Below are 24,030 nucleotides of genomic sequence, written 5' to 3'. Positions count from 1 at the left end.
GTTTTCAGATTGTGGAGGGCAAACCGCATCATTACTAGCTTCTTCGACTGTCTCTCGTTGGGACATAAGGATAATGCAATAAATACTAGCCCCTTTCATTAAAGAAAGCCAAAAAGAAACAAATTGAAAATCGGTTGAAGTATGGCGAATTCTATCTTAAGATCCAAATCTCGATTTTGTTTGTAAAAAGAAAACGGAGAACATTACACCCCTGCTGTTATAAAGTATCAAACAAGAGATCTAACCAAAAAACTAGGCATCGATTTCAATTATTATTCTTTACATCATACTCATGCAACGATGTTAATTGAAAGTGGACAGCCCATAAAAACTGCTCAAAAAAGATTAGGACACAGCCGATCAGCCATTACTGAAGACCGCTATGTCCATTTAACACAGAAGATGGCAAGAGATGCTACCGATATTTTTGATGCCATCGCTAAGGATTTATAAATTACTGGCACAATTTCAATGCGGTGGCAAATCGGGGCAATCTCCATCCAACTGATACAAAACTATTTGCTTAAACCCCTATAAACCCTGTTATATCAATATTATTTCGAATCATCCATCTTCAGCACAGCCATGAATGCCTCCTATAGAAATGCTGTATTCAGGCGTATCTTTTTAGATTTCTATATAACCGACAATCCTATGATATATAAGGAGTTGTCGGTTGTTTTTTTATTTAATTTTATCTAGTTGTATATTCATTTTATCTCTATTTATTTTCTACCACTGGTGGGGATATGATGGGGAAAATTTAAGACCACCAATCACGGAGTGGTCTTTTTATGGATTATTTAACTAAGCACTCCATTAACATTATAACGAATATTGGGTTCCCTTATTTAATCAATACATCTGTCAATAAAATATTAACTTTTTTCACTTTGCTTTGTTTGCCATAAATCATAAATAATAATCAATGCACCAATTGAAAATAATATAATACTTAATGTATAAGGAACCCATCCAATTATTTCATTTAGAACTGTCACAAGTTTACCAGGCGGGTCACCCCAACCCGTTAAATTAGGAATGAATAAAGCAATCGCCAGATGCATTAAACCGAATAAAAAAATACCTGAAATAAATAAAACATAACCAAATTTCTGTAAATTCTTTTTCATCTTATTCCTCCCCTTGATATTACTTATTTCAATAAGTATTCAAATTTATAAAAAAACCTTCTTGTATTAACCTGACCGTTAATTTAATAATACCTCAAAGTACTTTCATCTGGATAACTATTTCTATTTACCACTCCAGCCAATTATCTAACGATGGTTCACCATGCACCAATGATTGTGGAAGGCTATCACGCTCATTCAGCCAGTTATAGAAAGGCACTGGACGTTCTTTATATGGAGTTTCTTCTATAGATGATGAATTAGTCACCTTCTTAATAGAACGCTCTACAGCCTTATTAAACGCTCCTACAAATACGGCTCTTAAGGTGCTTGTAACTGTTAAAATACCTTCTTTAATATCCATAGCAATTTTAAATAGCACGTTCTTAGCTTTTATAAATTCATCCACAGAATTTACTTGTGAAGCTAATACAACCTTGTGCAATTCGTCTTTTAAGTTATCTGCTAATGGCAAGCTATTCATGAAATCAAATAGCATAACCTGGTACTCGTTCATGTATTCCTTATGAGCTTCTTTTTCAGTGTGAGCATTATTATATATTTCTTGTAAAGTGCTTGTTTTAAAAGATAAATGATTAAAAGATTTAGATGATTGGTTTTCTGTAAAAGTCTCGGAAACCGCGTCATTATTGATGGCCTGTGCTGTATCTCGTTGGGACACGCTCGATGGGACATAAGGTAAAATGCGATAAATACTAGCCCCTTTGATGCCGTTTAATTTAGTACTCGGTACTTTTTCGATGATGCCTAACTCTGCTAATTTCTTCATTGATCGATAAACTGTCTTTGTGCTGATCTCCAATGAAGCAGCAATAGTCGAAGCTTTTAAATGGCATACTCCAGGATACTCTAAGCTGTGTGATGCAAGTTTGAATATGATTGCTCTTTCCGATTCTGTTAAGTCGTAATAGTGAACCGCTATGTGGTCCTCCACACTCTTATCCATATCTGCTACTGAATCGAATGTTATGTATTGTGCTAGGTATTCGAATGCCATTTGTTTTTCACCTCATTTCTAAGAAAAGATTATTAAATATCATTATTTATTGATTTGAGTATAAATTATTAAATTTAATAATTCAAGTATTTAATAAAAATTATTTATTAAATTTATGGATTTGTGTATAATGAGATTTAAGAAGAATATAATTAAAGAGGTGAAATCATGGAACTAAAAGTAAAACTAAAAGAAGTGTTAATTGAACGAGGAATGTCCCAAGTGGAATTAGCAGAAAAAACAGGATTAACACGTACAGTGATCAGTGAACTTGCAACTAACAGAAGAACTTCGATTAATCGTGAACACATCACCAAAGTTCTACAAGCACTTGAAATTACAGATATGAATGAAATGTTTGAGATTAAGTAACAGATAACTAAATAAGGTTGTCTGTTTTTTTATATGTACTTTCACCACGGAATTTCCTAAAATGGAAATATAGAGGGAGGATTACATACAATGAAAAAATTAATTTTTAGTGCTGCATTAGTATTGAGTTTAGGATTAGCTGGTTGTGGAGATAGCTCTACAAGTGAAAAACCTAAAGATAATAATTCAGACACTCAGCAAGAACAGAAGGTATTAGCTAAAACAACTGAAGATGTAATTAAGTATTTCAAGGACGATAATTTAGAATTAGGTGAAGTATCTGATTTACCAAATGATGAATTTGGTAATATTCGTAAGGAAGGAAAAAGACTTTTAATTCCTTCGCTTGGAGCAGATGCAGGAGGCAGACTATTCTTATTTGATAGTGAAGAAGACTTACAAAAAGCTAAAAGTTACTATGATGAATTAGGTAACTCTGGTCCGATGTTTTATTCCCACACACACCAAAGTGGATTGTTCTTAATTCAAATGAACGGTGATATGGAGGATAATGAATTTGCTAAATATGCTGCTTCTCTAGAAAAAGCTGTAACTGGTTCTACTAGTATAGAAATATCAGAAGAAAGTAAAGCAAATAAAACTGAAAACCTAACAGATGCACAAGTCGGTGATGTAGTAAAAGATGATTTTGCAGGAACCTATACCATTTCTGATTTTTATACTGCACCAACAGATAAATACAAAAGCGCTGATGTAGAGTTCTCTATTGATCAAATCAAAACAGCTAGATTGGTTGCTGATAATCCTGATTTAATAGAAACTGCTGCTGAAACAAACGTTTTAATCTTATCCATGACTGGAGAAAATCTATCTGATGATACAGTTAGTTTCCATCCTGATACAGCAACTATGATTACTGATACTAAACGACAAATTAGGGCTAACGTTATGATTTCTCCTTTTGAATCGGAATTTATGGGAAAAGTAATACAAAAAGGTGAAGTAATATTTGACCTTGGTGAAGAAGGTTTAGAAGGTGTTAATGAATTAAAATTTGTATTTGAACCGACATCAAAAGATTCAATGAAGATTGGTGAGGATATTACTGTTGTTGTACCAATTAGTAAAAAATAGGTCACTCAAACGAGTGGCTTTTTTTATGAAAATTTTTAGCATAACAGGAAAATAAATCAACAATATCTATTTACTCAAGTATGTAGATATGCTATAATAAGAGTATAGAAAGGAGGTAATAAAAATGGAGCTTGAAAGAGTAGTAGCAATAACAGCATTCGTCAACTTAGCAATTGCAATCGTTAACTTTCAAACAGCAAAGTTAAACAACAAGAAAGCAAAAGCACTTGATGAAAAAGAAAAAGACACCACTTCAAAGAAGTAGCGTCCAACAAAGTTTAAAAATGAAGGTTAAGGCTGACCCCCTTAGCCTTCACAATAAATATAAATGATTTCTAAATGTTATACAATCAAAATGAAAAGAAGAGGTGATTTTCATGATGACTATTACTTTAATTCTTACAGTTGCAGCATTAATAATAATTGGCGCAACAGTTCTTACAATGAGAAAAAAATAAAAAACTAGGTGGTCTCATCCAATGTCAAAAAACTACTCTTTCAACAGTAAAGAAGAATTCATTAAATTAGTTCAATCAGAAATCCTAACATCATCAGAAGTATTGGAGGAATTGCAAATTTCTAGGCAATCATTAAATTCACTTGTAAAACGAGGAAAGCTAACTCCTATCAAAGAGTTACCACGGGATCGAATGTTTTTACGTGAAGATGTGGAAGCAAGAAAAGAAGCAGCGAAAGAATTACATGCTAAATACAGACCGTATGATGAATAAAAAAAGCCCAGGTACTCACGTTTGAATGAGCGCCTGGGCTTTCATGGTTTAATTTATAAACAAAATTTTTTCACATTAAATCTCCAAATTAGGCATTGTTATCCTTACAGCTAATTCTACTATTGGTTTTGAGAATGTACTTGGAATCATGGGACTTGGTAAATCTCCATCATGATTGGCAAGTCCAAAAGATGCTTCTCCTATATGAATCCAATCTATATCATCCGTACCCTCTATAAAACCTATAAAATGATAATCTGCACTATAAGTATCATATCCATCCTTATTGGGGATTGCTCTCCAAACTTCGGCTTCTTTTGTAGGATCTACTCCAAATTGTTTAAAGAAATTTAAAATTTCTGGACTAGTGAGCTGAATTTGTTTCGCGAAAAGTTGACAATCTTCACAACCACAATGAGCTTTTTCAGAAACCTTCGGAAGTGTTTTGTATAATTCTAAAGTTTTCTCTTTATCTACTTTTACAACATAATCATTTATCTTAATTTCTTCCATAATAACTCCTCTTATTTAGATTATTATTGTGGAATTAACCAAATCACATTACCTGCATCTTTATTTGAATGATCAGGAAAAGCATTGAAACTTAATAATTTTCCATCCTCTATATAGAAACGGATTTCTAATTTTTTATCTCCTTTTCCGTAATACGTTTTGATCGAGTTCCAACCATCTTTTACTACATTATCTTGATCTGATCTACGTATATCTTCTACAATATATTTTACAAGTTTGTCCATATCACCATAATCTTTGAACCGATTACCAGCATTTATATGTTTACTAACATCTACTTCTAATTTCCCGTTTCTTACATCCTTTATTTTATTACCTTTACTAGTTACTTTAACTACGTAATTAACGCCACTTCTCACTACTGAAAACGCAAGTCTAAAAAGATTGAATTGCTCTACAGAAGGATGATCATTTGAATATTGGTTTTCCAGAATTTTATTATTAAATATTGCTAAAGACTCTTCATCTGAAAGAGGGTCTTCAAAATCTCCTATTCCAAGTAAGAAATTATTAGTTAATTCATCAAAATCAGTTTCTTCGTGATTTAAAGAATCATTAGTTGGTAATTCCTGAATTTCACTAGCATTTGCAAGTGCTGGTGACATTACACTAAATACTAACATAAAGCTTAACATAAAGATAAAACCTTTAAATAGGTTATTTTTCATAATTAATTTACCTCCAAATCTTTGTTTAAACCTACTATAGTAAATTAAGTTCCCTCGAGTTATTAATATCCTATCATTGGAAACTTCCCAAATCTATTATTGAAGAACGCCATTTTTTGGCGCGGAATTTACATTAAATTTACAATAACCGCCACATCCCCCCATCAATAACGCCATTTTTTGGCGGTTCTCGATTAATTTTGCTATACTAAAGTTACATTTCCAACGTTTTGTAAACATATTATTTGACCTTAATTACATTGTAGTTACTATTCATTTTGTAATCATAAATTAACAATTTGTACTTAAATATCTGTTGACAGTAAATTGACTTTCAGATATTCCAAATATAAAAAGCCCATTACCAATTTAGGTAAAAGGCATTTGATTACACACTACGTTGTGCAATGATAATTTCTAATCCTTTTAAATCGCAATTTGTTAATGTACCAGCGTCAAACTTTTCAAGGTGTGATTTATCAATAAGCTTTTTGTCTACTGCTTGCTTTAGGTAGTCACGTACTGCAGCTTTAAGTGTTTCGTTAGTAAATTGCATTTTATCATCATCCTTTGCAATTGGTTTCGTTGTATTGCCTTCCACAATTAATTGCACTTGGTATTTGCTATTGGTTGGAACAATTACTTGTCCTTCAATTTTGTATCCCTTCGGCATAATCCAAGTTGGTTTAACTTCAAAATGAGGCCGATCAATATTCGCTGTCCAATCTCCGCCCCATGTAATACCAAGCTTTCGTGCGATAGCACCGACTCGACTTAGTGTTGTTAGATCATATAAAGACTGTGGAGGGCAAACAGCAATATCCCATGCTAATCGTGACTTGTGATTGCTATCTAATGTCCAAGTAACTATCTGCCCTGGTCGAGTTCTGCATTGTGCATATAAGTAATTCTGTCGTTCCTGTGAGCGATATGTTTCAGTGATAAAGATGTTCTTAATCCCTGCTTTAAAACACTCTTGGAATAACAAACGACAGGCAGTTTGTGCAGCTGGCAATAGTTCAGATATATCACGACATGTTGTAGTAATGCTCGTCATTTTAAATCACCCTTTGGCTCATCATATTTAAGCGCCTGCTCGCTGTCTGAAGCACCTTTTGTAGTTGGGTCGATGATAATACCAAGCAAACCTAAAATGCTTAAAACAGTCTCTGAAATGGCTGTAATTTGAGCATTGTAAATCGTAATATCGACATTAAAAATGCCTGCTATTTGATTAGCAAGCACTAGTAGTAATGCGATTAATGACACCCAAAATTGTTTATGTTGTAGACGTACTTTCCAGTTGATTTTCATATTAAATCATTCCTCCTTTTATAATAAAGGTCAACAATGCTCCCACTAGTCCACCAATAACTAATCTTAAAATCCAAGTTGTGTTGTCTTTAATTCCACCTATATCCTCGCGAATTTCTTTAATATTTGATTCAGCAACAGCTGAAGGAGCCCATACAAAAGCAGAAGCAGAGGCAATTTTAAGAAGAAAGATTTTAGAATATGAAAATGCAGGAACTGTTTTTAAACCCCAAGAAATTACTTTACATGATTATTTAGATTTTTGGATGAAGGAATATGTAGATCTCAAATTAGAACCAAATACGTACTATAACTATGAATCAACTATTAGAAACCATATTGCACCACACTTAGGAAAGTATAAAGTTAAATCACTAACTCCTCACGTGTTGCAGCAATGCATTAATTTGAAAACACGTGAAGGTTATGCTCGGCAAACATTAAGTATAATCATAGGTATTAAGCAAAGCTTTGAATCATGCAGTATACACCTACAAATACATTAAAGAAAATCCAATGCATTATGTAGAATTAATGAAGGATAAGAAACGAAAACCAACTCGCGAGGAATTAAAGATACAAACGAAGGAAAATCTAAGACTTATTAATAGCATTTTAGATGAAGAACACCCTTTTTATTTACCATTTCATATTGGGTTACATTGTGGGTTACGTGTAGGAGAAGTTTGTGGACTTGAATGGAAGCACATAAATTTTGAAGAAATGACATTGGAGGTTGAACAATAATTAGTTGGTATTAAAGATGAAAATGGGAAAGCACAATGGCAACCTAGACCTCCAAAATCAAAGGCTGGTTATAGACAATTCCATTTGGTAATACGCTCGCAGAAATGCTCAAACGTATTAAAAAAGCACAAATAGAAAATCGTTTAAAATACGGTGAGTTTTATCAAAAGGATCCTGAACATGATTATGTATGTAAAAAAGAAAATGGCGAACATTGTACGCCAAGTGTAATTAAATATAATACTAGAAAAATAAGCGAAAAGTTAAATCTTAGTTTTAACTATCATTCCTTACGCCACACACATGCAACAACTTTAATCGAAAATGGTACACCTGTTAAAACAGTACAAAAAAGATTAGGACATAGTCGAGCTGCCGTAACAGAAGATCGCTATGTCCACCTCACTGAGAAAATGGCTAGAGATGCCGCTAACATCTTTGACTCATTTGCTCAAGATATATAAGAAAAGAATTTCTAACTTATTTTTTTATGGTGGGGAATTGGTGGGGAACCCCACCAAATTGATATAAAATCAATTATTAAAAACCCCTATAAACGCTGTTATATCAATGTTACTTCGAATCATCCATCTTCAGCACAGCCATGAATGCCTCTTGAGGGACTTCGACTGAGCCTACTTGTTTCATACGTTTTTTACCTTCTTTTTGTTTATCAAGAAGTTTTCGTTTACGAGAAATATCTCCCCCGTAACATTTCGCTAATACGTTTTTACGGATGGCTTTAATTGTTGAACGCGCCACGATTTTTTGTCCAACTGCTGCTTGAATTGGTACTTCAAATTGTTGGCGTGGGATTAATTCTTTTAATTTTTCTACGATGATTTTGCCTCGATCGTAGGCAAAGTCACGGTGTACGATAAAGCTTAGTGCATCGACTTGCTCACCATTTAATAAAATATCCATTTTCACTAATTTCGATGGCTGGTAACCAATAAGTTCATAGTCGAATGATGCATAGCCCTTTGTATTTGATTTTAAATAGTCAAAGAAATCATAGACAATTTCTGATAATGGCATTTCATAAATAATACTTACACGGGATGTATCAATATAATCCATCGTCATGAAATTACCACGCTTCATTTGACAAAGTTCCATAACCGCACCCACATAATCATTTGGTACCATGATTGTTGCTTTCACATATGGTTCCTCGACACGATCGATTTTTTGTGGGTCTGGCATAAAGGATGGATTATCGACTTTAAGCTCAGTACCATCTGTCATATGAACATTGTAAATTACGGAAGGTGCTGTTGTAATTAAGTCGATATTAAATTCACGCTCAATACGCTCCTGAATAATTTCCATATGTAGTAATCCTAAGAATCCACAGCGGAAACCAAAACCAAGTGCTTGCGATGTCTCTGGCTCATATTGTAGAGCAGAATCATTTAGCTCTAGCTTTTCTAACGCTTCACGTAAATCGTTGTATTTGGCTGTATCAATTGGATACAAACCACAGTAGACCATTGGGTTCAAACGGCGATATCCAGCTAATGGCTCAGCTGCAGGACGATTCGCATAGGTTACAGTATCCCCTACACGTGTGTCTCCTACATTTTTGATAGATGCGGTTAAATAACCTACATCACCCACTGTTAATTCAGCCTGTGGCACAACTTTTGGTGTATGTACCCCAACTTCAATAACTTCGAATTCCGCACCTGTTGCCATCATGCGAATTTTATCGCCAGGCTTGACAGTACCATTGATGACACGAATCGAAATGATAACACCTTTATAAGCATCGTAAACAGAGTCAAAAATTAAAGCTTGTAGTGGTGCATCTGGATCACCAGTTGGCGCTGGTACCTTCTCTACGATTTGCTCTAAAATATCCTCGATACCAATTCCTGCTTTTGCAGAAGCTAATACTGCTTCAGAGGCATCTAATCCAATAACGTCTTCTACTTCTTGACGTACACGTTCAGGGTCAGCTGCAGGTAAATCAATTTTATTGATTACAGGTAAAATTTCTAAGTCATTGTCAAGTGCTAAGTAAACATTTGCTAGTGTTTGTGCTTCAATCCCTTGTGCTGCGTCCACAACTAATATGGCACCCTCACAAGCAGCTAAACTACGTGATACTTCATATGTGAAATCGACGTGTCCTGGTGTGTCGATTAAATGGAATGTATACACTTCGCCGTCTTTTGCTTCGTACTTTAATTGAACTGCATTTAACTTAATTGTAATGCCTCGCTCACGCTCTAAATCCATTGAGTCGAGGAGCTGTGCCTTCATCTCACGGGAAGTTAAAGATTTTGTTTGCTCTAAAATACGGTCAGCAAGCGTTGATTTCCCATGGTCAATATGTGCAATAATAGAGAAATTTCGTATATTCTCTTGTCGTTTTAAACGTGCTTCTCGGTTCATCTTTTCCACTCCTAATTAAACTATAATGAATTATACTATGAACGTTACGCAAAGTACAACAGCAACTAGACTTGAAAGCCTATAATATCAATACTTTCAGTGTTTCACATCGTTTTTAAATTTTACAATATTAAGTATATAAATGCAGACAAATCAGCTATAGTAGTGCTCGATGTGTAGCAGTTGAAATAAAAATGTGTCTACTCGACATGAGGAGAGATTCGATGGATAAATCTTCCCTTGATCAAACGAGAAAAGCCCGCTATCTACTAAAGATATCAACATCCATATTACTAAGAAGCGTGGACAAAACCCCATTTTTATCAACCTAAACCATGATCGTAAAAGAAAGAATGAACAACGCACCATCTTCCACACAATAGAACAAGTCAAATGTCAAGCTTACCATACAGGAGCAACAACTAATAGAAAACATATAGGTAGATCAAATAGTTCCCTTTCTAAGATATAGAAAAAGTCAGCTACGCAGAAAAAACTGTGTATACTGACTTTATTATTTTATTTGTTTAAGGATTGTTGAATGAGCTTTGTTAAAACTTCTACCCCTTTTTTCTCTAAATGTACACCGTCTGGGGCAAAGTATTCAGGGTGATTGATTGCTGCTGCATGCCAGTCAATTAGTGTTATTCGCTCATGTTCCTGTGCTTTTTGCAGTAAAGCTTCATTCACCTTTGCTTCCCATGAACGCGGCACACGTGTATTCACTAAATAAATATCGGCATTTGAAAAAGCTCCAAGGAGTGCATCCATTTGGTCAGTCGTAAAATAACCATTTGTCCCCAATTGTAGAATGACTGCATGATGAGGTTGATTAAAACTTGCATAATTTGGTGCAAGTCTTACAGCTTGTGAAACTTGACGACCTATTTTTCCATCGATTGTAATAGTCGGATACATATTATGTAAGCTCGGTGCAATATCAATCATTAGGGAATCGCCAATGGCTAGTATACCACGATAAAACTCATCCTTTTCAGGCTCAATAATGGTGTTATTTTCTTCTTGCTTAGGCGTTTCTATCTCCTGCACATCCTCTACTCCCTCATCCTTGCTTTGAGAAGGCTTGCCGTTTGAGGCTTCAGCTTGTTTGTCCTGCTTGTCATCGCCATTAATTTTTATCGTTGTTGGCAACGTTTTAGATGGGTTTTGCTGACTTTCACCCACTACACCTGTCATGCCAGTAAAAAATACAAGCAGGAAAAGTGGAACCATAACCGTTGATATTTTTCGTGGAAAAGTAAGGCTTCCCCATTTATTTTTATTACAAATCAAATATTTTTGACAATAGACTCGGAACCCTTCTTTCCGGATGGGCATTTCAATGAAGCGATAGGAGAGCTCTGCAATCATCAGGATTAGTAAAAGCTGCAGGAAGATTCGCCAATAGGAGGGATTACCAATTTCATGAATGGGTGTCCCTAAAACCATGACAGGATAATGCCATAGATAAATTCCGTAGGAACGAGAGCCTATCCAACATAATGGCTTCCATGCTAATATTTTTCCTAGTATGCTGACTGGATGAGAAATACATGCAATCAAAACGGCAGCATTCAAGCAAAATAAAAACATACCTCCTCTATAAAGAAAGGATTGATATTCATCCACATACACTATGCTTACTAAAAAAATAGTAAGTGCAATGAAACTCATAGTATTTAGTTTCTTCACATGGTTCGCTGATAATTTTTGAGAAGAAAGTCTTTTCATTGGCCAAACAAGGGCTAGCCAACAGCCTATTAATAATTCAAAACAACGTGTGTCCGTTCCATAATAGACACGACTAGGATCAGCGCCAGGCTGATAGAGTAAGGCCATTACGAATGCTGAACAAAGGGCACCACAAAAGACGATATTTGCTAGTTTATTTTGTTTTTTAACAACAAAAAGTCCAATCATTAAGAGCAATGGCCAAATCAAGTAAAATTGTTCTTCAATGGCTAATGACCATAGGTTTTTTAAAGGTGATGGAGAACCGAAACTATCAAAATAAGAGAGTTTATGAAAAATGAACCACCAATTACTTGAATAAAAAATGGAGGACAGTGCATCCCCGCGCAAAGTAGGGAGAAGCTCTTTATGAAAGAGCATTGCCCAAACAAATGATGTAACAATCATAACGTAGGCCGCTGGTAGTAGCCTTCTAAATCGTCCCACCCAAAATTTCTTTAGGCTGACTGTTAATTGATTGCCCTTTAAAGGTAAGATGGTAGAGGTGATTAAATAGCCCGATAACACAAAGAAGATATCTACTCCTAAAAAGCCACCTCTAGCCCAACTAAAGTTAAAATGATAAGCAATAACTGCTAACACAGCCAATGCTCGAATCCCGTCTAGTCCAGGAATATAACGATGATTTAATGACTTGCCTGACATACTATTCCTTCCTTCAATAATCTCTCAATTTCGTTTCGGTATAATGTTTTGGTATTTTCTAGCTGTACAATGAGAAGTCGCTGTCACAACCTCTAATAACCGCCCACGGCTGATAAATGATAGTTACATCCAAATGCTACAAGGAGTAACGCTTTTTGAAGGTATTCCCTTCTGCATCAATATAAAACCTGTTGTCGCGTAATAGAACCTTTTGATTGATAACCATCCCCTCTCTATTATTTTTGCTTATTCACTTATATGTTTGACGATTGAAATACGATAAAAGTTTGAGAGAAAAATGAAACGTTATCACTTTTTGTCTTCTAAAAATTCATATGTATATTTGCTATAGACTTAAAAAGGCATTCCCAAAAGTGGGATATACTTCAAAAGTATGTTTGCTTTATTTGCATATGCCTTCATTTAACGTTTTATCATGAAATTCGCGAGCCAACTTGAAAATTATAAGACAAGAATGGAGCAATGGAAAGACAATTAATGAGAATTATTTCTGGAAATTTTATTATCATACAATATTAAAAAAAGTGAGCCCACAAGAGTCCCACTTTTTAATATGATTGGTCTATTTTGTTGAATCATTGACAAACGCTTTTGATATAGCCTTACCAATTACAGCAATCGTACGATTAACCTCTTCCTCAGTATTACCAATTCCACCAATCTCAATAATCATCATTTGCTTTGCTAAATCCTGATTGTATCGCCCATCAACCCCATCACCACTTTTAGAAATAACCCCTTTAGAAATTTTTGGAACGATGGCGTTTAGTGTGGATGATAAACTTTCAGCATAGGCTGTATTCCAGCGGTAATTAGCATGCTCTGCCCCAACAACAATAGCGATTTTCGCATAATTTTCCCCATTATATGAGATCGTTGTAAGATCATGTTTTAATGAGTCACGATGTAAATCAACTATTAGATCATAACTATTTGTCTCTAAATGCTTACTTAAATATGGCCTCATCACATTATAAGATTCATGATAGCCTTTACCCTCTTCTTGTAATTTCTTCATAATATCTACATCAAGAACATCCGTCTTTAAACCATTTACATTAAAATGATTCACAATCTTATCCTTCAGGCTCATAATATTGACCGTTTCATGAGAAGTCGCTACCTTACCACTCACTGCTTTCACCATGGGTTCATATGCTTCATGCGTATGGGTAAATAACACTAACACTTTAAATGGGTCCGGGTCTAGGGCTTGATCTGGTTCAGGTTCTTTCGTTTGTTCCAGTACACTTTGTTCAGCTAAATTGGTAGCAGCAAACACGACTTGCTTATCTTCTGATTGTTTGATCGGAGTCGATGCTTGCTTGTTGAACGGAAGTTGCCCAGCAATGACAGGTAATACGAAAAAGAACAATAATATACCAAATGACCATTGTAGTTTTTTTAGCAAAGTCACACCCTCCTCCCCATATCGTATGGAGGGGGGATGTTAATTAGAACGAAAATAAATTTCTTGTTTTACGCATAAATAAGCGTGTTTTAGAAGGACTACTCTAAGCGTTTTTTCTTCATTATTTTATAAATCACTTGCCCAATCCATAAGCATAGAAGCCACTAATTTTGCATAGCGATCAATCCAATAGTCTGCTTCTTTTGGTGTAACCATCAATTGTGTGTGGGAGCCAGCGAAGGTTTCCTCAAACAGCTGCTGCCGCTCCTCCTTCGTCCATGTCGCCCATTCTCCAAATATAGGTTGTACTAATGTCATATCCAGTTCCTTGTTGATATCTGGTTGCCATGAGGATAATGAAAGCTTCGATGACGGTTTACTGCGTTCAGCCACACGAGCAGCTATCGAACGGAGCATAGTTTCTACCGCATCTGCAATTAGGACAGGTGCATCTACTACGGTAGGGATCCCTATTGCTGTTACGGGAATGCCAAGCATCTCATAGGAAATCTCTTGCCGTTGATTACCTACTCCTGAACCTGGATGTATGCCTGTATCTGTTAATTGAATCGTTTTACAGAGTCGATTACTCGCTCTTGTAGCAAGTGCATCTACTACAATGATTAATTTCGGTTGCAGACGTTCAGCAATAGCAGCCACAAACTCACCTGTTTCGTAGCCTGTTTGTCCTGTTACACCAGGAGCATACATAACGAATTTTTCATCAATGACATCTAAACTATGCAAATGGTCAATTAAATAGGGACCTATTGCATCGGGTGTAATAGTGCGATTTCCTAAACCGACTATTAAAATTTTATCGTCTTCTTGCCAAGAAATTGCGTCATGCATTTTTTTGAAATTTACAAGCAATTCTTGTTCGAGTTGTGCAAAGCCTTCTTGATCTTCTAATGTTAGTGTCGGGACAGAAAGGGTAATATACTGCCCTTCCTTTTTACCAATTTGCTTTTCCCCTTCAGCGTCTACAAGAACATCTGTAATTTTTACTCTACCAGCATTCCGATCTTCAATTTGAATGCCACTTGATTGTTCAAGCTTTTCTTTTTGCTCTTTGGTCTGATGGACAACTACCTCTTCTGATTCATCAATTAAATCTGTTCGTTGCCAATTAAAATTTTGCATACAGTTCACCTCAAGCTGTAGTTTGTTCAAACTGTCAAGTAAATATTCTTTGCATTTATCTATTGCAATTTGGCCAAGCGTTTGTTAAAATGATTTTTGTTGTATTGACACAAGAAATCAATGAGAAGATATCATCTCGTACCTAATTTAGGAGGTGAAATATATGCCAAACATTAAATCTGCGATTAAACGCGTAAAAGTTAACGAAAAAGCTAACATTGCTAATTCTCAAGCTAAATCTGCAATGCGTACTACAGTGAAAAAAGCTGAAAACGCTGTTGCTGCTAACGCTGAAAACAAACAAGAACTTTTACAAGCAGCTTTCAAATCTTTAGATAAAGCAGCTTCAAAAGGACTTATCCACAAAAACGCGGCGGCTCGTAAAAAGTCTCGCCTTGCTAAAAAAGCGTAATTGTTTAAAGGATCAGATACTCTATTAGGAGTAGCTGATCTTTTTAATTTTATAGAGAACATAGAAAGCTGCCCTTATTGGACAGCTTTCTTTTCCTATAGTTGGCGCAATAAAAATAGCTCTAGATAGCGCTCTCGATTTCCACCAGACGATTTAAGCTGTAAATCAACCTCTGCTAATTGATATAATGCCCGGAGCAAATTTTCTTCTGAAGGCCGATGCCGTTGCTCAATCATAAGTTTGACGCGATACGGATGAATTTTTAGATTTTTAGCAATTTGTTGAGGGTGATAACCTTTTTTCAATAAATAAAAAACATTTGACATGGTACGAACATTGGATGCTAGCAAGCCCACTAACATAATAGGTTCTTGTTTTTGTCGCAATAAATCATGATAGATGGACAAGGCTCCGACAGAGTCATTTGCCAAGTATGCGTTAAGCATTTTAAAGGCATCTTGCTCTAATGTCTTTGCCACCAAATCCTCCACTAAAGAAGTTGTAATTTCGCCCCCACCACCTAAATAAAGGGTTAGCTTGTCAATTTCCATCTGTAATTGTAGCATGTTGGCTCCGACCATCGTAACAAGCAATTCAATAGCATCTTGTGTAATGCTATTACCTTGTGTTTTGACAATGCCTTGAATCCATACGGCTAAATCCTGCTCTTTTGGTGTTTCTGCTTGTACAAATAATGCATGCTCTTTCATCATTTTAGTCACTTTTTTGCGTTCATCCAATTTTTCATAAGGGGCAATAAAAACCGTTACGGAAAAATCAGAAGGATTCGACAACCATGTTTCCAATCGTTTCACATCATGATCGATTTTTTCCTTCCCTTTCTCGGTTGCCTTTAAAAACGAAGCATTTTTAGCAATAATAAGCTTACGTTCTGAGAAAAAAGGAATGGTATCTGCTTCATCCATGACCACATCTACTGGTACTTCTTCTAAATCAAATGTGGTCATCTCCAGCTCTTCTTCTGGACCCATTGCCTCTTTTAAACGTTTAATGGTTTCATCTATAAAATAGCTTTCTTCACCAACAAGCAAATATACTGGTGCAAGCTCACCTTTTTTTATTGTATTCCAAACCGTTGAAATCATAATTTCCCCTCCATCTAGCAATACTATTAGTATACATGATTTCATAGTCCTTTGTGTCTTTGACCGAATTGTGTCGATTCCTTTCCAGACGGGGAAATCACCTTTTCGATATAGCTTTTATGACCATGTTGTCTTATAATAAATAACAGAATTGGAGGGATAACAATGAATCCATTTGAAGGAAAAAACATACAATGTCGACGTAACGATGCCATCGATTCTGGTGTTGGCTTCGGTGTATCATTTGGCGTTTTCACGCTTATGTTTATTATTGCAACTATAGTAGAATTTGTATCACAGTAATTGGACTTATGCAGGAAAAGGGCCTTGGTCATTGGACAAGGCCCTTTTCCTTTCCGTTAACGGACCAGCGATTATCACGAATACTTATTTCGATTGATCCATTCACCCCTGTTGTCCATGTCACTAAATGTCTACTGACAAATCGTTGTACTACTTCTTCATGTGGATGACCATAACGATTATGGAGACCTGCACTAAAAACCGTTAATTGGGGCTGTAGCAGCTCGACAAAGGCTTCTGTGCTCGATGTCTTACTCCCATGATGCCCTGCCTTTAGTAATGTGAGATTGGCCAATAAAGGTCCATAACGATTGATCAGCTGTTGTTCGCCATATTGCTCCAAATCCCCTGTAAATAACGCTGTAAACGTCTTTTGCTGCATGTACAGGACAAGAGAATCATCATTTCCCTCATAAATGGCGTCATCAGGCCATAAGTAATAAAAATATGTTTCCCCTACATGCCACGAAGTCCCCTTCATTTTTTCTTTAATAGGAATATGTCGCTTATTGGCTTCTCGTAATAAATCATGCATTAAAGGCTCATACAATGAACCAGGTGTAACGTGTATTTCCTTCATGTTAATCTCTTGTAATACTTCCTCTGCTCCCTCAATATGATCTGCGTCCGCATGAGAAGCAATAAAAATATCGATAGTACGTATACCCTTGCCTTTTAAAAATGGGACGACAACTTGCTTCCCTACCTTATAAGGACTATCTGCTTTCTTCCACAATTCCTGCTCAAAGCGCAATACTCCACCTGTATCTATAACATAGACAGCCCGTCTAAAAGGCAATTCAATGATAATACTGTCTCCTTGTCCTACATTTAAAAAGGTAATCTTTGTTTCGTTATACAACATGGGTGCCAAATGAATCCAAATAGCAGGGATGACAAGGATCAAAATAGCTTTCCTGAATCGTTTTATTTCCAAATAATAGAGGCTCACTAAAACACTTAACATCGCAACGCAGCTCAGCCAAATAAATGGTTTGCCTGGTGTCCATAATTGCCAAGGAAGCTCTTGCATAGAAAAGATTATTTCGGTCAGCCATTTACGCAGTGGTTCATAGCCAGCAAATAGGACATTAGCAAGTGGTAAAGAAAGATAAGATAGTACAAAGGCTATCAAGTTAAAGGGTAATATAACAAAGGAAAACAGTGGAACAAAAACAATATTGACAAAAAACGAGGATAAAGATAATTCATAAAAATGATGGAGTAATAGTGGGTAAACGAGCAGTTGGCACACGAATGTGATAAAAAAAGAACGACCTAGCCAAGTTCTTGTCTGCTTAAAAATAATACCAGAATAAAGAAGACTAACGGTTGCTAAATAGGATAGCTGGAAAGCAATCTGGAAAATAACACCTGGCTCAAGCAAAACAAAGCCTATAAAGCTAATAGCTAATGCATCATCGATCGAAAGAACCCACTTAAAAAAGCGCAGTAACATCATCAACTCTACTACAGAAACAGCACGCCATACGGAAGGTGCTCCACCTGCAATAACTCCATAAATCGGTAAGAGGATCAATAGCACGACAGTAGCCATTTCCTTGCGAACTCTGATTCTCAGTAATCCTTCAAAAAAGAGCCAAGACATCAGCGCGACATGTAGCCCAGAAATCGCAAATAAATGGGTAATACCGAGCTTTTGATAGGCACGCTGCAGTTCATCCTCCATCTGATCTTGCACCCCTATTAAAAGTGCTTGAGCCTCTGCTACAAGTGATTTAGGAAAAGTTCTCTCTATATGCTTTTTCATATTGTGTCTTACTTCGGCAAGAATAGTGAAGATGGAGGTTCGTTTTCCTATATAGTTCCAATTTGCGATTTCAACGACGCCTGTTGCTCCTTTGCTCGTTAAATAGGTTGACATGGAAAAAGCATAAGCATGTGCAGCTGGAGAGGGAGTCACAAGTTCACCTTTTGCAGAATACGTCATTCCAGTTAATGAGGTGTTTTCATAAAAATTTTTCTCTTGTTCCGAAGAAAAGGTATAAACCACGTAAAGTTTTTCACCATTTGTTGTTGTAGCAAACCCACGGAGTTTTTGCCCATTTATTTTATAGTCATTTGACCAAGTTATAGGGAAGGTTGACGGTAAAGGAGAAGGTTCCGTCAGATGATTGATAGAAAGGAAAAAATAAGTTAGTAGACCACTTGTTAGTACAAAAATTGCAAGAAAACGTGACTCACCTTTTATGGTGAGCCACAGGGCTAGTAGCAATAAAAAAATGAGTAGCCATACTGATTTGTATATCGCCATAGCAGCTATCAGTACAGCAAGAGCTACCATAATCCATCTATGCTTTAAAGCTTGATGCCAAATAATGCACTCACCTTCTGTTCATATGGGAGCAATTTTTCAGCAGAAACCCCACTCTCGCGAAGCTCGTGCAGCATTTCTGTATACAAAGCTAGCTTGTCATCTCGTAAAAAATCAATTTTACGTTCATCAAAGGGTACATGAACTACTTCCACTCCAGCTTTTGCAAATAACTCCTGTGCATAGGGATTATTTTTATAATCCGTTGCATAATACACACGTTCTATGCCAGCTTGAATGATAGATTTTGTACATGGTAAACATGGGAAATGTGTTACATACAAATCAGCACCTTTTGTCGGTGTTCCATATTTAGCACATTGCAGTAAGGCATTCATTTCAGCATGCACGGTACGGACGCAATGATTATCAACCACATAGCATCCTTTTTCGATACAATGCTCGTCCCCTGTAATGGAACCGTTATAACCACCTGCAATGATGCGTTTGTCCCGTACAACAGTTGCTCCTACAGCTAGTCTTGTACATGTACTGCGTAATGCGAGTAAATGGCTTTGTGCCATAAAAAATTGATCCCAAGTAATTCGCTCCATATGACTACCTCCAAAAATTGTCTAACAAATTAACTTTCTCTTGCTTTTCTACTATAGTGTAGCCCTTTTAGAAAAGGGGCGTCAATATACCATCATGTAAAAGCATTACTTTACGGTAATTGCATCCTTTAGCTTCTCAAATGTTTTATCACCAATACCACTAACATTTTTTAAGTCATCTATGGTTTGAAACTGCCCATTTTCCTCTCGATACGTTAGGATACTTTGTGCTTTAGAAGGACCGATTCCTGGCAATGTTGCTAACGTTGCTACATCAGCTTTATTAATATTAATCTTTTGCTCCTTATTCGTCTCAGTAGGTAGCGTTAACAGAGAAGAGGCTCCTTCCTCTAGCTGTTCGCCCTTGATAGGAATATAGATTACCATTTCATCCTGTACCTTTTGGGCATGATTGATAAATTGTGTGTCAGCGTTCTCTGTATAGCCTCCAGCAAGCTGTACAACATCTTTTATACGTTGGTCTTGCTCAAGTTCATAAACGCCTGGATACATTACCGCACCCTTTATTTCCACAAATAGCTGCTGCATAACCGCTTCCTCAGCAGATTCACTCAAATTTTTTTCTTCAATAGGTTGGATTGTTTCGATGAGCTCTTCTTGGGGAGGTGAAGAGTCAGAACTCGAAAAATAGAAGTAACAAAGTCCACTGACGACTAGTATGCTGGGGAATAACATACTTTTTTTGTACTTTTGCCATAAAGATTGTAGCACAGTATCATCCTTTCCTTGCGAAAGGTCATCATATGGAGTTATATATATCTTACACTATGGATGGGTGGTTGAAAATGATAAAAAATCGTCAGGAGTTTAGATTTTTTATCCTTCTATACAGGTTTTATCCGACAATTTAGCCTCTTTATCCGCCTATTCAAGTTTTCTATCCGCTACTTTAACCTTTCTATCCATCAAAAAAGCCACACTGCCAATTACACAGTGTAGCTCCCTTTTCTTTATTTCACTGCACGAATAAAAATGCGTTCACTTTCCTCATCAGGTGCCTCATCTGTAAAGTCTGCTGTAATTTCCACATGACTAAAACCGATGGCACGCAACCAAGCCATATACTGCTCGATAGTGTAAGTACGTTGCACGTGCTCCTCATCAAAGCGTTCATATAATTCACTTGCGTCATCTCGTACATAAAAGGTCATTTGATGAATAACCGAATGTTCAAAGTCGGCAGGCTCCGTATGCCATATATAACTAATGTCACCATCATCATATGTGAACGGACCATCTAAAAAAATCTCATTCATTTTAAATAACGAATGAACATCAAAAAACAGCTGACCTCCATCACGCAACGCCGTATAGATACGTTCTAATGTCGTATAAACAGAGTGCTCCTCTACCACATAATTCAAGGAATCAATTGTGATTGTGACAACATCGATTTCCTCAAAGCCATCTAGTTCGACCATAGACATACAGTATAATGGTGCATGGTAGCCTGCACCAGCAAAGCGTTCTGCGGCAATGGACAGCATCTCTTCTGATAAATCAATTCCACTGACTTGATAACCAGACTTTGCAAATAACAAGCTAAGTACACCAGTGCCACAACCAATATCCAACAGTTTTGGGTACTGGCTGCTTGGTGCATGCTGTACAACCCAATCTACATAAAGATTGTAAGGAATATCCGTTTGCAGCTCATCATAGACATGAGCAAAGCGTTCGTAACTCACTTAGGCCTCTGGCATGTCTAGTTGCGGTGCATCGCCCCAAAGACGCTCTAAATTATAATAAGCACGCTCATCCTTATGGAATACATGTGCCACAACATCGCCTAGGTCAACTAGTACCCAACGAGCTCCATCAAATCCTTCGACACGGCGAATTTCATAGCCTTGTTGTTCAGCTACATCCTGTAATTCGCGTGCAATGGCTTGCACTTGGCGATCTGAGTTACCATGAGCAATGATAAAATAATCTGCTAAAAGGGAAATTCCTTGCATATTTAAAACGACAATATCCTCACCATGTTTGTCGTCAATTGCTTTGTACGCTGCTTGTAATAAAGTTGAAGTCATCCTTCACTATCCTCTCTGTTCATCATATCGTTATAACATTCTATAGATAAAGGATAAATCGGCTGCTTTGTGTCAATTAAAAATGCCAAAGTATGGCGTACACATGCACTCATCGCCTTATCCAAATTTTTTTGTGCTTTTTTGCGCAGACGATCAACTCCATCAAATCGACGGTTCGGTTCAATCATATCTGCGACAAAAATAATTTTTTCTAATCGGCTCATATTAGCCCGCCCAGTTGTATGGAAACGAATAGCATTCAACAGCTCTTCGTCTGTGATACCAAACTCACTTTGTGCTATATATGCACCTACTGGACCATGTAGTAATTCACTACCCCATCCAATTAGTCTTTCATCTAATTTTTCATCACGAACGATATTTTCCATCCACTTAATATCAGCATATTTAGCAATATCATGGAGGATAGCTGCTGTTTCAGCTTTTTTTACGTCCTCGCCATATTTATGAGCTAGGTTGATGGCAGTTTCCATCACTCCGACTGTATGAATATAACGTTTTTCAGGCAGTCTTGGCTTAATCGCCGCTAAATACTGTTCGCGTTCCATAAAGACCTTCCTCTCGTATGAACGTCTCTACAGCTTCTGGTAGTAGAAATGTCACCGTTCCTCCTGTAGCCAGGCGTTCACGAATCAGTGTGGACGATAAATCGATTTGAGGTATTTCCACCATACGTATAGGGTACTCTGTTGCCGCGGCTGTCCCTGGACGCTTTACTCCGACAAACTGAACAAGTTTCACTAAATCATCTATACAATGCCATGTATGTAGCGAATCAATCATATCGCCACCGATGATAAAGTAAAATTTCACATTCGGCTCTCTTCTACACAATGCAGAAAGTGTCTCATAGGAATAGGATACGCCACCCTTCTCAAGCTCATACGACTCTACTGAAAAATAAGGAAATGGACGAATCGCACGTTTTACCATTTCAAGTCGCTCAACATTACTAGCATCAAAACGTGCATGCTTATGTGGTGGGATGGCATTAGGCATAAAGCGGATTTCATCAAGTTCTAGCGCATGAAAAACTTCATTTGCCATTAAAAGATGACCCATATGTGGTGGGTTAAATGTACCTCCAAGTAAACCGACCCTTTTCATCGTCTCACCTTATTTCGTTACTTTTGGTAATACAATCTTTTTATGATTGCGGGACTCTTTATATAAAACAACTGTCAGACCGATTAATTGGACAAGCTCCGCATGAGCGCCTTTGGCTAATGCTTCAGCGACTTCATGTTTATCATCTTCACAGTTATCTAAAATACGTACTTTAATCAATTCACGTACTTCTAATGCCTCGCGAATTTGCTTTGTCATTTCACCATTAACGCCACCTTTTCCCACTTGGAAAATCGGTGTTAAATGGTGTGCTTCTGCACGTAAAAAACGTTTCTGTTTACCTGTTAACATAAAAATTAGTTTCCTCCTAATTGCGCCTTCAGTTGCGCAATCATTGAATTTGTATTTGGATAGTCTCCTAACCAGTGTTCAAAAGCGATGGCTCCTTGATGGACAAACATCCCTAAGCCAGTGATAATCGTTGCTCCTTTTTCTTCAGCCGCTTGTAAAAAAGGCGTCATTAATGGATTATACACAATATCCGCAACAATTGCTTCTTTCATCAGCCGATCTAATGAAAATGGCATTGAAAAATTGCCCGTAGAAAGGCCAGCTGATGTCATTTGCACAATAATGCTGAAATCAGCTAGCGTTTCTTCCGCTTGTTGTAATGAAATGGCACGTCCCATACCCATTTCATCAATAATCATTTGTGCATTCGTCACCGTACGATTGGCAATGGTTACATGACAATAGCCTTGTTGCTGCATAGCAAAGGCAATGCCTCGAGCTGCACCTCCAGCACCAACAAGTAATACAGGCTTGTCTTTATGAGAAACCCCAACGGCTTCTTCGAGTGATCGAACAAATCCAATACCATCTGTATTATAGCCTTTTAGCTTTCCTTCTGTTGTTCGTACGACTGTATTCACTGCGCCCATTTTTTGTGCCAGCTCATCTAGCTCGTCTAGATACGGAATGATTGCTGTTTTATGAGGAATGGTCACGTTCCAGCCACTTGCCCCTAATGTCTTCAAACCAGCAACAGCAGATTCTAATTGATCAGGCGTTACATGTAAAGGAATATATGTCGCATCAATTGACATGTCCTCAAACCAAGCATTGTGCATGGCAGGTGATTTTGAATGTTCAATTGGATCACCCATAACTGCAAACCACTTCTTCATTTTCTA

The 24,030-nt window shown here is 36.8% G+C and carries 31 protein-coding genes; 10 read left to right on the top strand and 21 right to left on the bottom strand.

The window, feature by feature from the left end; translation table 11 throughout:
- Positions 1-219: 219 nt before the first annotated feature.
- Positions 220-453: a tyrosine-type recombinase/integrase gene (locus HCH28_RS25380; protein ID WP_221680412.1), complete on the top strand. Its 234-nt coding sequence runs from the start codon at positions 220-222 to the stop codon at positions 451-453.
- A gap of 425 nt (positions 454-878) precedes the next feature.
- Here the strand turns inward: HCH28_RS25380 and HCH28_RS04645 are convergent, their stop codons facing one another.
- Together HCH28_RS04645 and HCH28_RS04640 are read right to left on the bottom strand one after the other, a co-directional pair.
- Entirely contained in the window at positions 879-1,133 is a 255-nt protein-coding gene (locus tag HCH28_RS04645; protein ID WP_221680038.1) for a hypothetical protein, read from the bottom strand.
- A gap of 127 nt (positions 1,134-1,260) precedes the next feature.
- On the bottom strand, positions 1,261-2,151 hold the full coding sequence (locus tag HCH28_RS04640; protein ID WP_221680029.1) for a helix-turn-helix domain-containing protein: 891 nt from the start codon (positions 2,149-2,151) through the stop codon (positions 1,261-1,263).
- Positions 2,152-2,319: 168 nt separating this feature from the next.
- Between HCH28_RS04640 and HCH28_RS04635 the strand changes: the two genes are divergently transcribed.
- The 4 genes from HCH28_RS04635 to HCH28_RS04620 all read left to right on the top strand — a co-directional run bounded on the left by HCH28_RS04635 (position 2,320) and on the right by HCH28_RS04620 (position 4,349).
- A complete protein-coding gene (locus HCH28_RS04635; RefSeq protein ID WP_221680027.1) occupies positions 2,320-2,523 on the top strand; it encodes a helix-turn-helix domain-containing protein in 204 nt (67 codons plus the stop codon).
- A 90-nt stretch (positions 2,524-2,613) separates the two neighbouring features.
- Entirely contained in the window at positions 2,614-3,618 is a 1,005-nt protein-coding gene (locus HCH28_RS04630; protein ID WP_221680025.1) for a hypothetical protein, read from the top strand.
- Positions 3,619-3,742: 124 nt separating this feature from the next.
- Complete coding sequence (locus tag HCH28_RS04625; protein ID WP_221679201.1) at positions 3,743-3,883, top strand: hypothetical protein; 141 nt, start codon at positions 3,743-3,745, stop codon at positions 3,881-3,883.
- Between the two features lie 214 nt (positions 3,884-4,097).
- Positions 4,098-4,349: a helix-turn-helix transcriptional regulator gene (locus HCH28_RS04620; RefSeq protein ID WP_112118147.1), complete on the top strand. Its 252-nt coding sequence runs from the start codon at positions 4,098-4,100 to the stop codon at positions 4,347-4,349.
- A 75-nt stretch (positions 4,350-4,424) separates the two neighbouring features.
- Here the strand turns inward: HCH28_RS04620 and HCH28_RS04615 are convergent, their stop codons facing one another.
- From HCH28_RS04615 to HCH28_RS04595, 5 genes are all read right to left on the bottom strand, one after another.
- Positions 4,425-4,862, bottom strand: coding sequence for a hypothetical protein (locus HCH28_RS04615; RefSeq protein ID WP_221680023.1), 438 nt, complete (start codon positions 4,860-4,862; stop codon positions 4,425-4,427).
- Positions 4,863-4,885: 23 nt separating this feature from the next.
- Complete coding sequence (locus HCH28_RS24905; RefSeq protein WP_255600678.1) at positions 4,886-5,551, bottom strand: hypothetical protein; 666 nt, start codon at positions 5,549-5,551, stop codon at positions 4,886-4,888.
- A 388-nt stretch (positions 5,552-5,939) separates the two neighbouring features.
- Positions 5,940-6,608, bottom strand: coding sequence for a M15 family metallopeptidase (locus HCH28_RS04605; protein WP_221680021.1), 669 nt, complete (start codon positions 6,606-6,608; stop codon positions 5,940-5,942).
- Positions 6,605-6,865 (bottom strand): phage holin, encoded by a 261-nt coding sequence (locus HCH28_RS04600; RefSeq protein ID WP_004226918.1) that lies wholly within the window; start codon positions 6,863-6,865, stop codon positions 6,605-6,607. Before HCH28_RS04600 ends, HCH28_RS04605 begins: the two co-directional genes overlap by 4 nt.
- 1 nt (position 6,866) lies before the next feature.
- Positions 6,867-7,043, bottom strand: coding sequence for a hemolysin XhlA family protein (locus tag HCH28_RS04595; protein ID WP_257522540.1), 177 nt, complete (start codon positions 7,041-7,043; stop codon positions 6,867-6,869).
- Here HCH28_RS04595 and HCH28_RS24900 point away from each other — a divergent pair.
- From HCH28_RS24900 to HCH28_RS04585, 3 genes are all read left to right on the top strand, one after another.
- Complete coding sequence (locus HCH28_RS24900) at positions 6,958-7,371, top strand: N-terminal phage integrase SAM-like domain-containing protein (RefSeq protein WP_312128479.1); 414 nt, start codon at positions 6,958-6,960, stop codon at positions 7,369-7,371. The genes HCH28_RS04595 and HCH28_RS24900 overlap by 86 nt on opposite strands.
- A 10-nt stretch (positions 7,372-7,381) precedes the next feature.
- A complete protein-coding gene (locus HCH28_RS04590) occupies positions 7,382-7,612 on the top strand; it encodes a site-specific integrase (RefSeq protein WP_221680019.1) in 231 nt (76 codons plus the stop codon).
- 77 nt (positions 7,613-7,689) lie between these two features.
- Complete coding sequence (locus HCH28_RS04585) at positions 7,690-8,076, top strand: tyrosine-type recombinase/integrase (RefSeq protein WP_369354203.1); 387 nt, start codon at positions 7,690-7,692, stop codon at positions 8,074-8,076.
- Between the two features lie 109 nt (positions 8,077-8,185).
- Here HCH28_RS04585 and lepA read toward each other — a convergent pair whose 3' ends face one another.
- The 4 genes from lepA to gpr form a co-directional block, all read right to left on the bottom strand.
- Positions 8,186-10,012 (bottom strand): translation elongation factor 4, encoded by a 1,827-nt coding sequence (gene lepA, locus HCH28_RS04580; RefSeq protein ID WP_004226914.1) that lies wholly within the window; start codon positions 10,010-10,012, stop codon positions 8,186-8,188.
- 519 nt (positions 10,013-10,531) lie between these two features.
- Positions 10,532-12,409 (bottom strand): acyltransferase family protein, encoded by a 1,878-nt coding sequence (locus HCH28_RS04575; protein WP_221680015.1) that lies wholly within the window; start codon positions 12,407-12,409, stop codon positions 10,532-10,534.
- A gap of 583 nt (positions 12,410-12,992) precedes the next feature.
- Complete coding sequence (spoIIP, locus tag HCH28_RS04570) at positions 12,993-13,847, bottom strand: stage II sporulation protein P (RefSeq protein WP_312128417.1); 855 nt, start codon at positions 13,845-13,847, stop codon at positions 12,993-12,995.
- Between the two features lie 120 nt (positions 13,848-13,967).
- Positions 13,968-14,984, bottom strand: coding sequence for a GPR endopeptidase (gene gpr / locus HCH28_RS04565; protein WP_221680011.1), 1,017 nt, complete (start codon positions 14,982-14,984; stop codon positions 13,968-13,970).
- Positions 14,985-15,147: 163 nt separating this feature from the next.
- Here gpr and rpsT point away from each other — a divergent pair, with 163 nt between their 5' ends.
- Positions 15,148-15,396, top strand: a complete 249-nt coding sequence (gene rpsT, locus HCH28_RS04560) for a 30S ribosomal protein S20 (RefSeq protein ID WP_004226906.1) — start codon at positions 15,148-15,150, stop codon at positions 15,394-15,396.
- A gap of 95 nt (positions 15,397-15,491) precedes the next feature.
- Here rpsT and holA read toward each other — a convergent pair whose 3' ends face one another.
- Entirely contained in the window at positions 15,492-16,502 is a 1,011-nt protein-coding gene (gene holA, locus HCH28_RS04555; protein ID WP_221680009.1) for a DNA polymerase III subunit delta, read from the bottom strand.
- Between the two features lie 165 nt (positions 16,503-16,667).
- Here holA and HCH28_RS04550 point away from each other — a divergent pair, with 165 nt between their 5' ends.
- The gene (locus HCH28_RS04550) at positions 16,668-16,805 is read left to right on the top strand and encodes a YqzM family protein (protein WP_004226902.1); all 138 of its coding nucleotides are present in this window, start codon (positions 16,668-16,670) and stop codon (positions 16,803-16,805) included.
- Between the two features lie 28 nt (positions 16,806-16,833).
- Here HCH28_RS04550 and HCH28_RS04545 read toward each other — a convergent pair whose 3' ends face one another.
- The 9 genes from HCH28_RS04545 to aroE form a co-directional block, all read right to left on the bottom strand.
- Positions 16,834-19,110, bottom strand: a complete 2,277-nt coding sequence (locus HCH28_RS04545; RefSeq protein ID WP_221680007.1) for a DNA internalization-related competence protein ComEC/Rec2 — start codon at positions 19,108-19,110, stop codon at positions 16,834-16,836.
- Positions 19,111-19,124: 14 nt separating this feature from the next.
- Positions 19,125-19,694, bottom strand: a complete 570-nt coding sequence (locus HCH28_RS04540) for a ComE operon protein 2 (protein ID WP_004226897.1) — start codon at positions 19,692-19,694, stop codon at positions 19,125-19,127.
- 105 nt (positions 19,695-19,799) lie between these two features.
- A complete protein-coding gene (locus tag HCH28_RS04535; RefSeq protein ID WP_221680005.1) occupies positions 19,800-20,426 on the bottom strand; it encodes a helix-hairpin-helix domain-containing protein in 627 nt (208 codons plus the stop codon).
- Between the two features lie 239 nt (positions 20,427-20,665).
- Positions 20,666-21,403, bottom strand: coding sequence for a class I SAM-dependent DNA methyltransferase (locus HCH28_RS04530; RefSeq protein WP_221680003.1), 738 nt, complete (start codon positions 21,401-21,403; stop codon positions 20,666-20,668).
- Entirely contained in the window at positions 21,404-21,748 is a 345-nt protein-coding gene (gene rsfS, locus HCH28_RS04525; protein WP_004226890.1) for a ribosome silencing factor, read from the bottom strand.
- Positions 21,745-22,317 (bottom strand): bis(5'-nucleosyl)-tetraphosphatase (symmetrical) YqeK, encoded by a 573-nt coding sequence (gene yqeK / locus HCH28_RS04520; protein ID WP_221680001.1) that lies wholly within the window; start codon positions 22,315-22,317, stop codon positions 21,745-21,747. Before yqeK ends, rsfS begins: the two co-directional genes overlap by 4 nt.
- Positions 22,286-22,876, bottom strand: coding sequence for a nicotinate-nucleotide adenylyltransferase (locus HCH28_RS04515; protein ID WP_221679999.1), 591 nt, complete (start codon positions 22,874-22,876; stop codon positions 22,286-22,288). Before HCH28_RS04515 ends, yqeK begins: the two co-directional genes overlap by 32 nt.
- A gap of 9 nt (positions 22,877-22,885) precedes the next feature.
- Positions 22,886-23,188: a ribosome assembly RNA-binding protein YhbY gene (gene yhbY, locus HCH28_RS04510; protein WP_221679997.1), complete on the bottom strand. Its 303-nt coding sequence runs from the start codon at positions 23,186-23,188 to the stop codon at positions 22,886-22,888.
- A gap of 5 nt (positions 23,189-23,193) precedes the next feature.
- Positions 23,194-24,024, bottom strand: coding sequence for a shikimate dehydrogenase (aroE, locus tag HCH28_RS04505; RefSeq protein WP_221679995.1), 831 nt, complete (start codon positions 24,022-24,024; stop codon positions 23,194-23,196).
- Positions 24,025-24,030: the final 6 nt, after the last annotated feature.

Origin of the sequence: Lysinibacillus sp. K60 (assembly GCF_019731275.1) — a bacterium.
GTDB classification, from domain to species: Bacteria; Bacillota; Bacilli; order Bacillales_A; family Planococcaceae; genus Lysinibacillus; species Lysinibacillus capsici.
This window is presented reverse-complemented; position numbering and strand designations above follow the sequence as displayed.

Bases quoted from the DNA above. Each gene is read 5' to 3' on its own strand.
- HCH28_RS04545 (WP_221680007.1), bottom strand. From the start codon at position 19,110: ATGGTAGCTCTTGCTGTACTGATAGCTGCTATGGCGATATACAAATCA.
- rpsT (WP_004226906.1), top strand. From the start codon at position 15,148: ATGCCAAACATTAAATCTGCGATTAAACGCGTAAAAGTTAACGAAAAA.
- aroE (WP_221679995.1), bottom strand. From the start codon at position 24,024: ATGAAGAAGTGGTTTGCAGTTATGGGTGATCCAATTGAACATTCAAAA.
- HCH28_RS04590 (WP_221680019.1), top strand. From the start codon at position 7,382: ATGCATTATGTAGAATTAATGAAGGATAAGAAACGAAAACCAACTCGC.
- HCH28_RS04635 (WP_221680027.1), top strand. From the start codon at position 2,320: ATGGAACTAAAAGTAAAACTAAAAGAAGTGTTAATTGAACGAGGAATG.
- HCH28_RS04645 (WP_221680038.1), bottom strand. From the start codon at position 1,133: ATGAAAAAGAATTTACAGAAATTTGGTTATGTTTTATTTATTTCAGGT.
- HCH28_RS04630 (WP_221680025.1), top strand. From the start codon at position 2,614: ATGAAAAAATTAATTTTTAGTGCTGCATTAGTATTGAGTTTAGGATTA.
- yqeK (WP_221680001.1), bottom strand. From the start codon at position 22,317: ATGGAACGCGAACAGTATTTAGCGGCGATTAAGCCAAGACTGCCTGAA.
- HCH28_RS04550 (WP_004226902.1), top strand. From the start codon at position 16,668: ATGAATCCATTTGAAGGAAAAAACATACAATGTCGACGTAACGATGCC.
- HCH28_RS04615 (WP_221680023.1), bottom strand. From the start codon at position 4,862: ATGGAAGAAATTAAGATAAATGATTATGTTGTAAAAGTAGATAAAGAG.
- HCH28_RS04620 (WP_112118147.1), top strand. From the start codon at position 4,098: ATGTCAAAAAACTACTCTTTCAACAGTAAAGAAGAATTCATTAAATTA.
- HCH28_RS04640 (WP_221680029.1), bottom strand. From the start codon at position 2,151: ATGGCATTCGAATACCTAGCACAATACATAACATTCGATTCAGTAGCA.
- HCH28_RS04575 (WP_221680015.1), bottom strand. From the start codon at position 12,409: ATGTCAGGCAAGTCATTAAATCATCGTTATATTCCTGGACTAGACGGG.
- HCH28_RS04600 (WP_004226918.1), bottom strand. From the start codon at position 6,865: ATGAAAATCAACTGGAAAGTACGTCTACAACATAAACAATTTTGGGTG.
- rsfS (WP_004226890.1), bottom strand. From the start codon at position 21,748: ATGACTTCAACTTTATTACAAGCAGCGTACAAAGCAATTGACGACAAA.
- yhbY (WP_221679997.1), bottom strand. From the start codon at position 23,188: ATGTTAACAGGTAAACAGAAACGTTTTTTACGTGCAGAAGCACACCAT.
- HCH28_RS04540 (WP_004226897.1), bottom strand. From the start codon at position 19,694: ATGGAGCGAATTACTTGGGATCAATTTTTTATGGCACAAAGCCATTTA.
- HCH28_RS04515 (WP_221679999.1), bottom strand. From the start codon at position 22,876: ATGAAAAGGGTCGGTTTACTTGGAGGTACATTTAACCCACCACATATG.
- HCH28_RS24905 (WP_255600678.1), bottom strand. From the start codon at position 5,551: ATGAAAAATAACCTATTTAAAGGTTTTATCTTTATGTTAAGCTTTATG.
- lepA (WP_004226914.1), bottom strand. From the start codon at position 10,012: ATGAACCGAGAAGCACGTTTAAAACGACAAGAGAATATACGAAATTTC.
- gpr (WP_221680011.1), bottom strand. From the start codon at position 14,984: ATGCAAAATTTTAATTGGCAACGAACAGATTTAATTGATGAATCAGAA.
- HCH28_RS04625 (WP_221679201.1), top strand. From the start codon at position 3,743: ATGGAGCTTGAAAGAGTAGTAGCAATAACAGCATTCGTCAACTTAGCA.
- HCH28_RS04605 (WP_221680021.1), bottom strand. From the start codon at position 6,608: ATGACGAGCATTACTACAACATGTCGTGATATATCTGAACTATTGCCA.
- holA (WP_221680009.1), bottom strand. From the start codon at position 16,502: ATGATTTCAACGGTTTGGAATACAATAAAAAAAGGTGAGCTTGCACCA.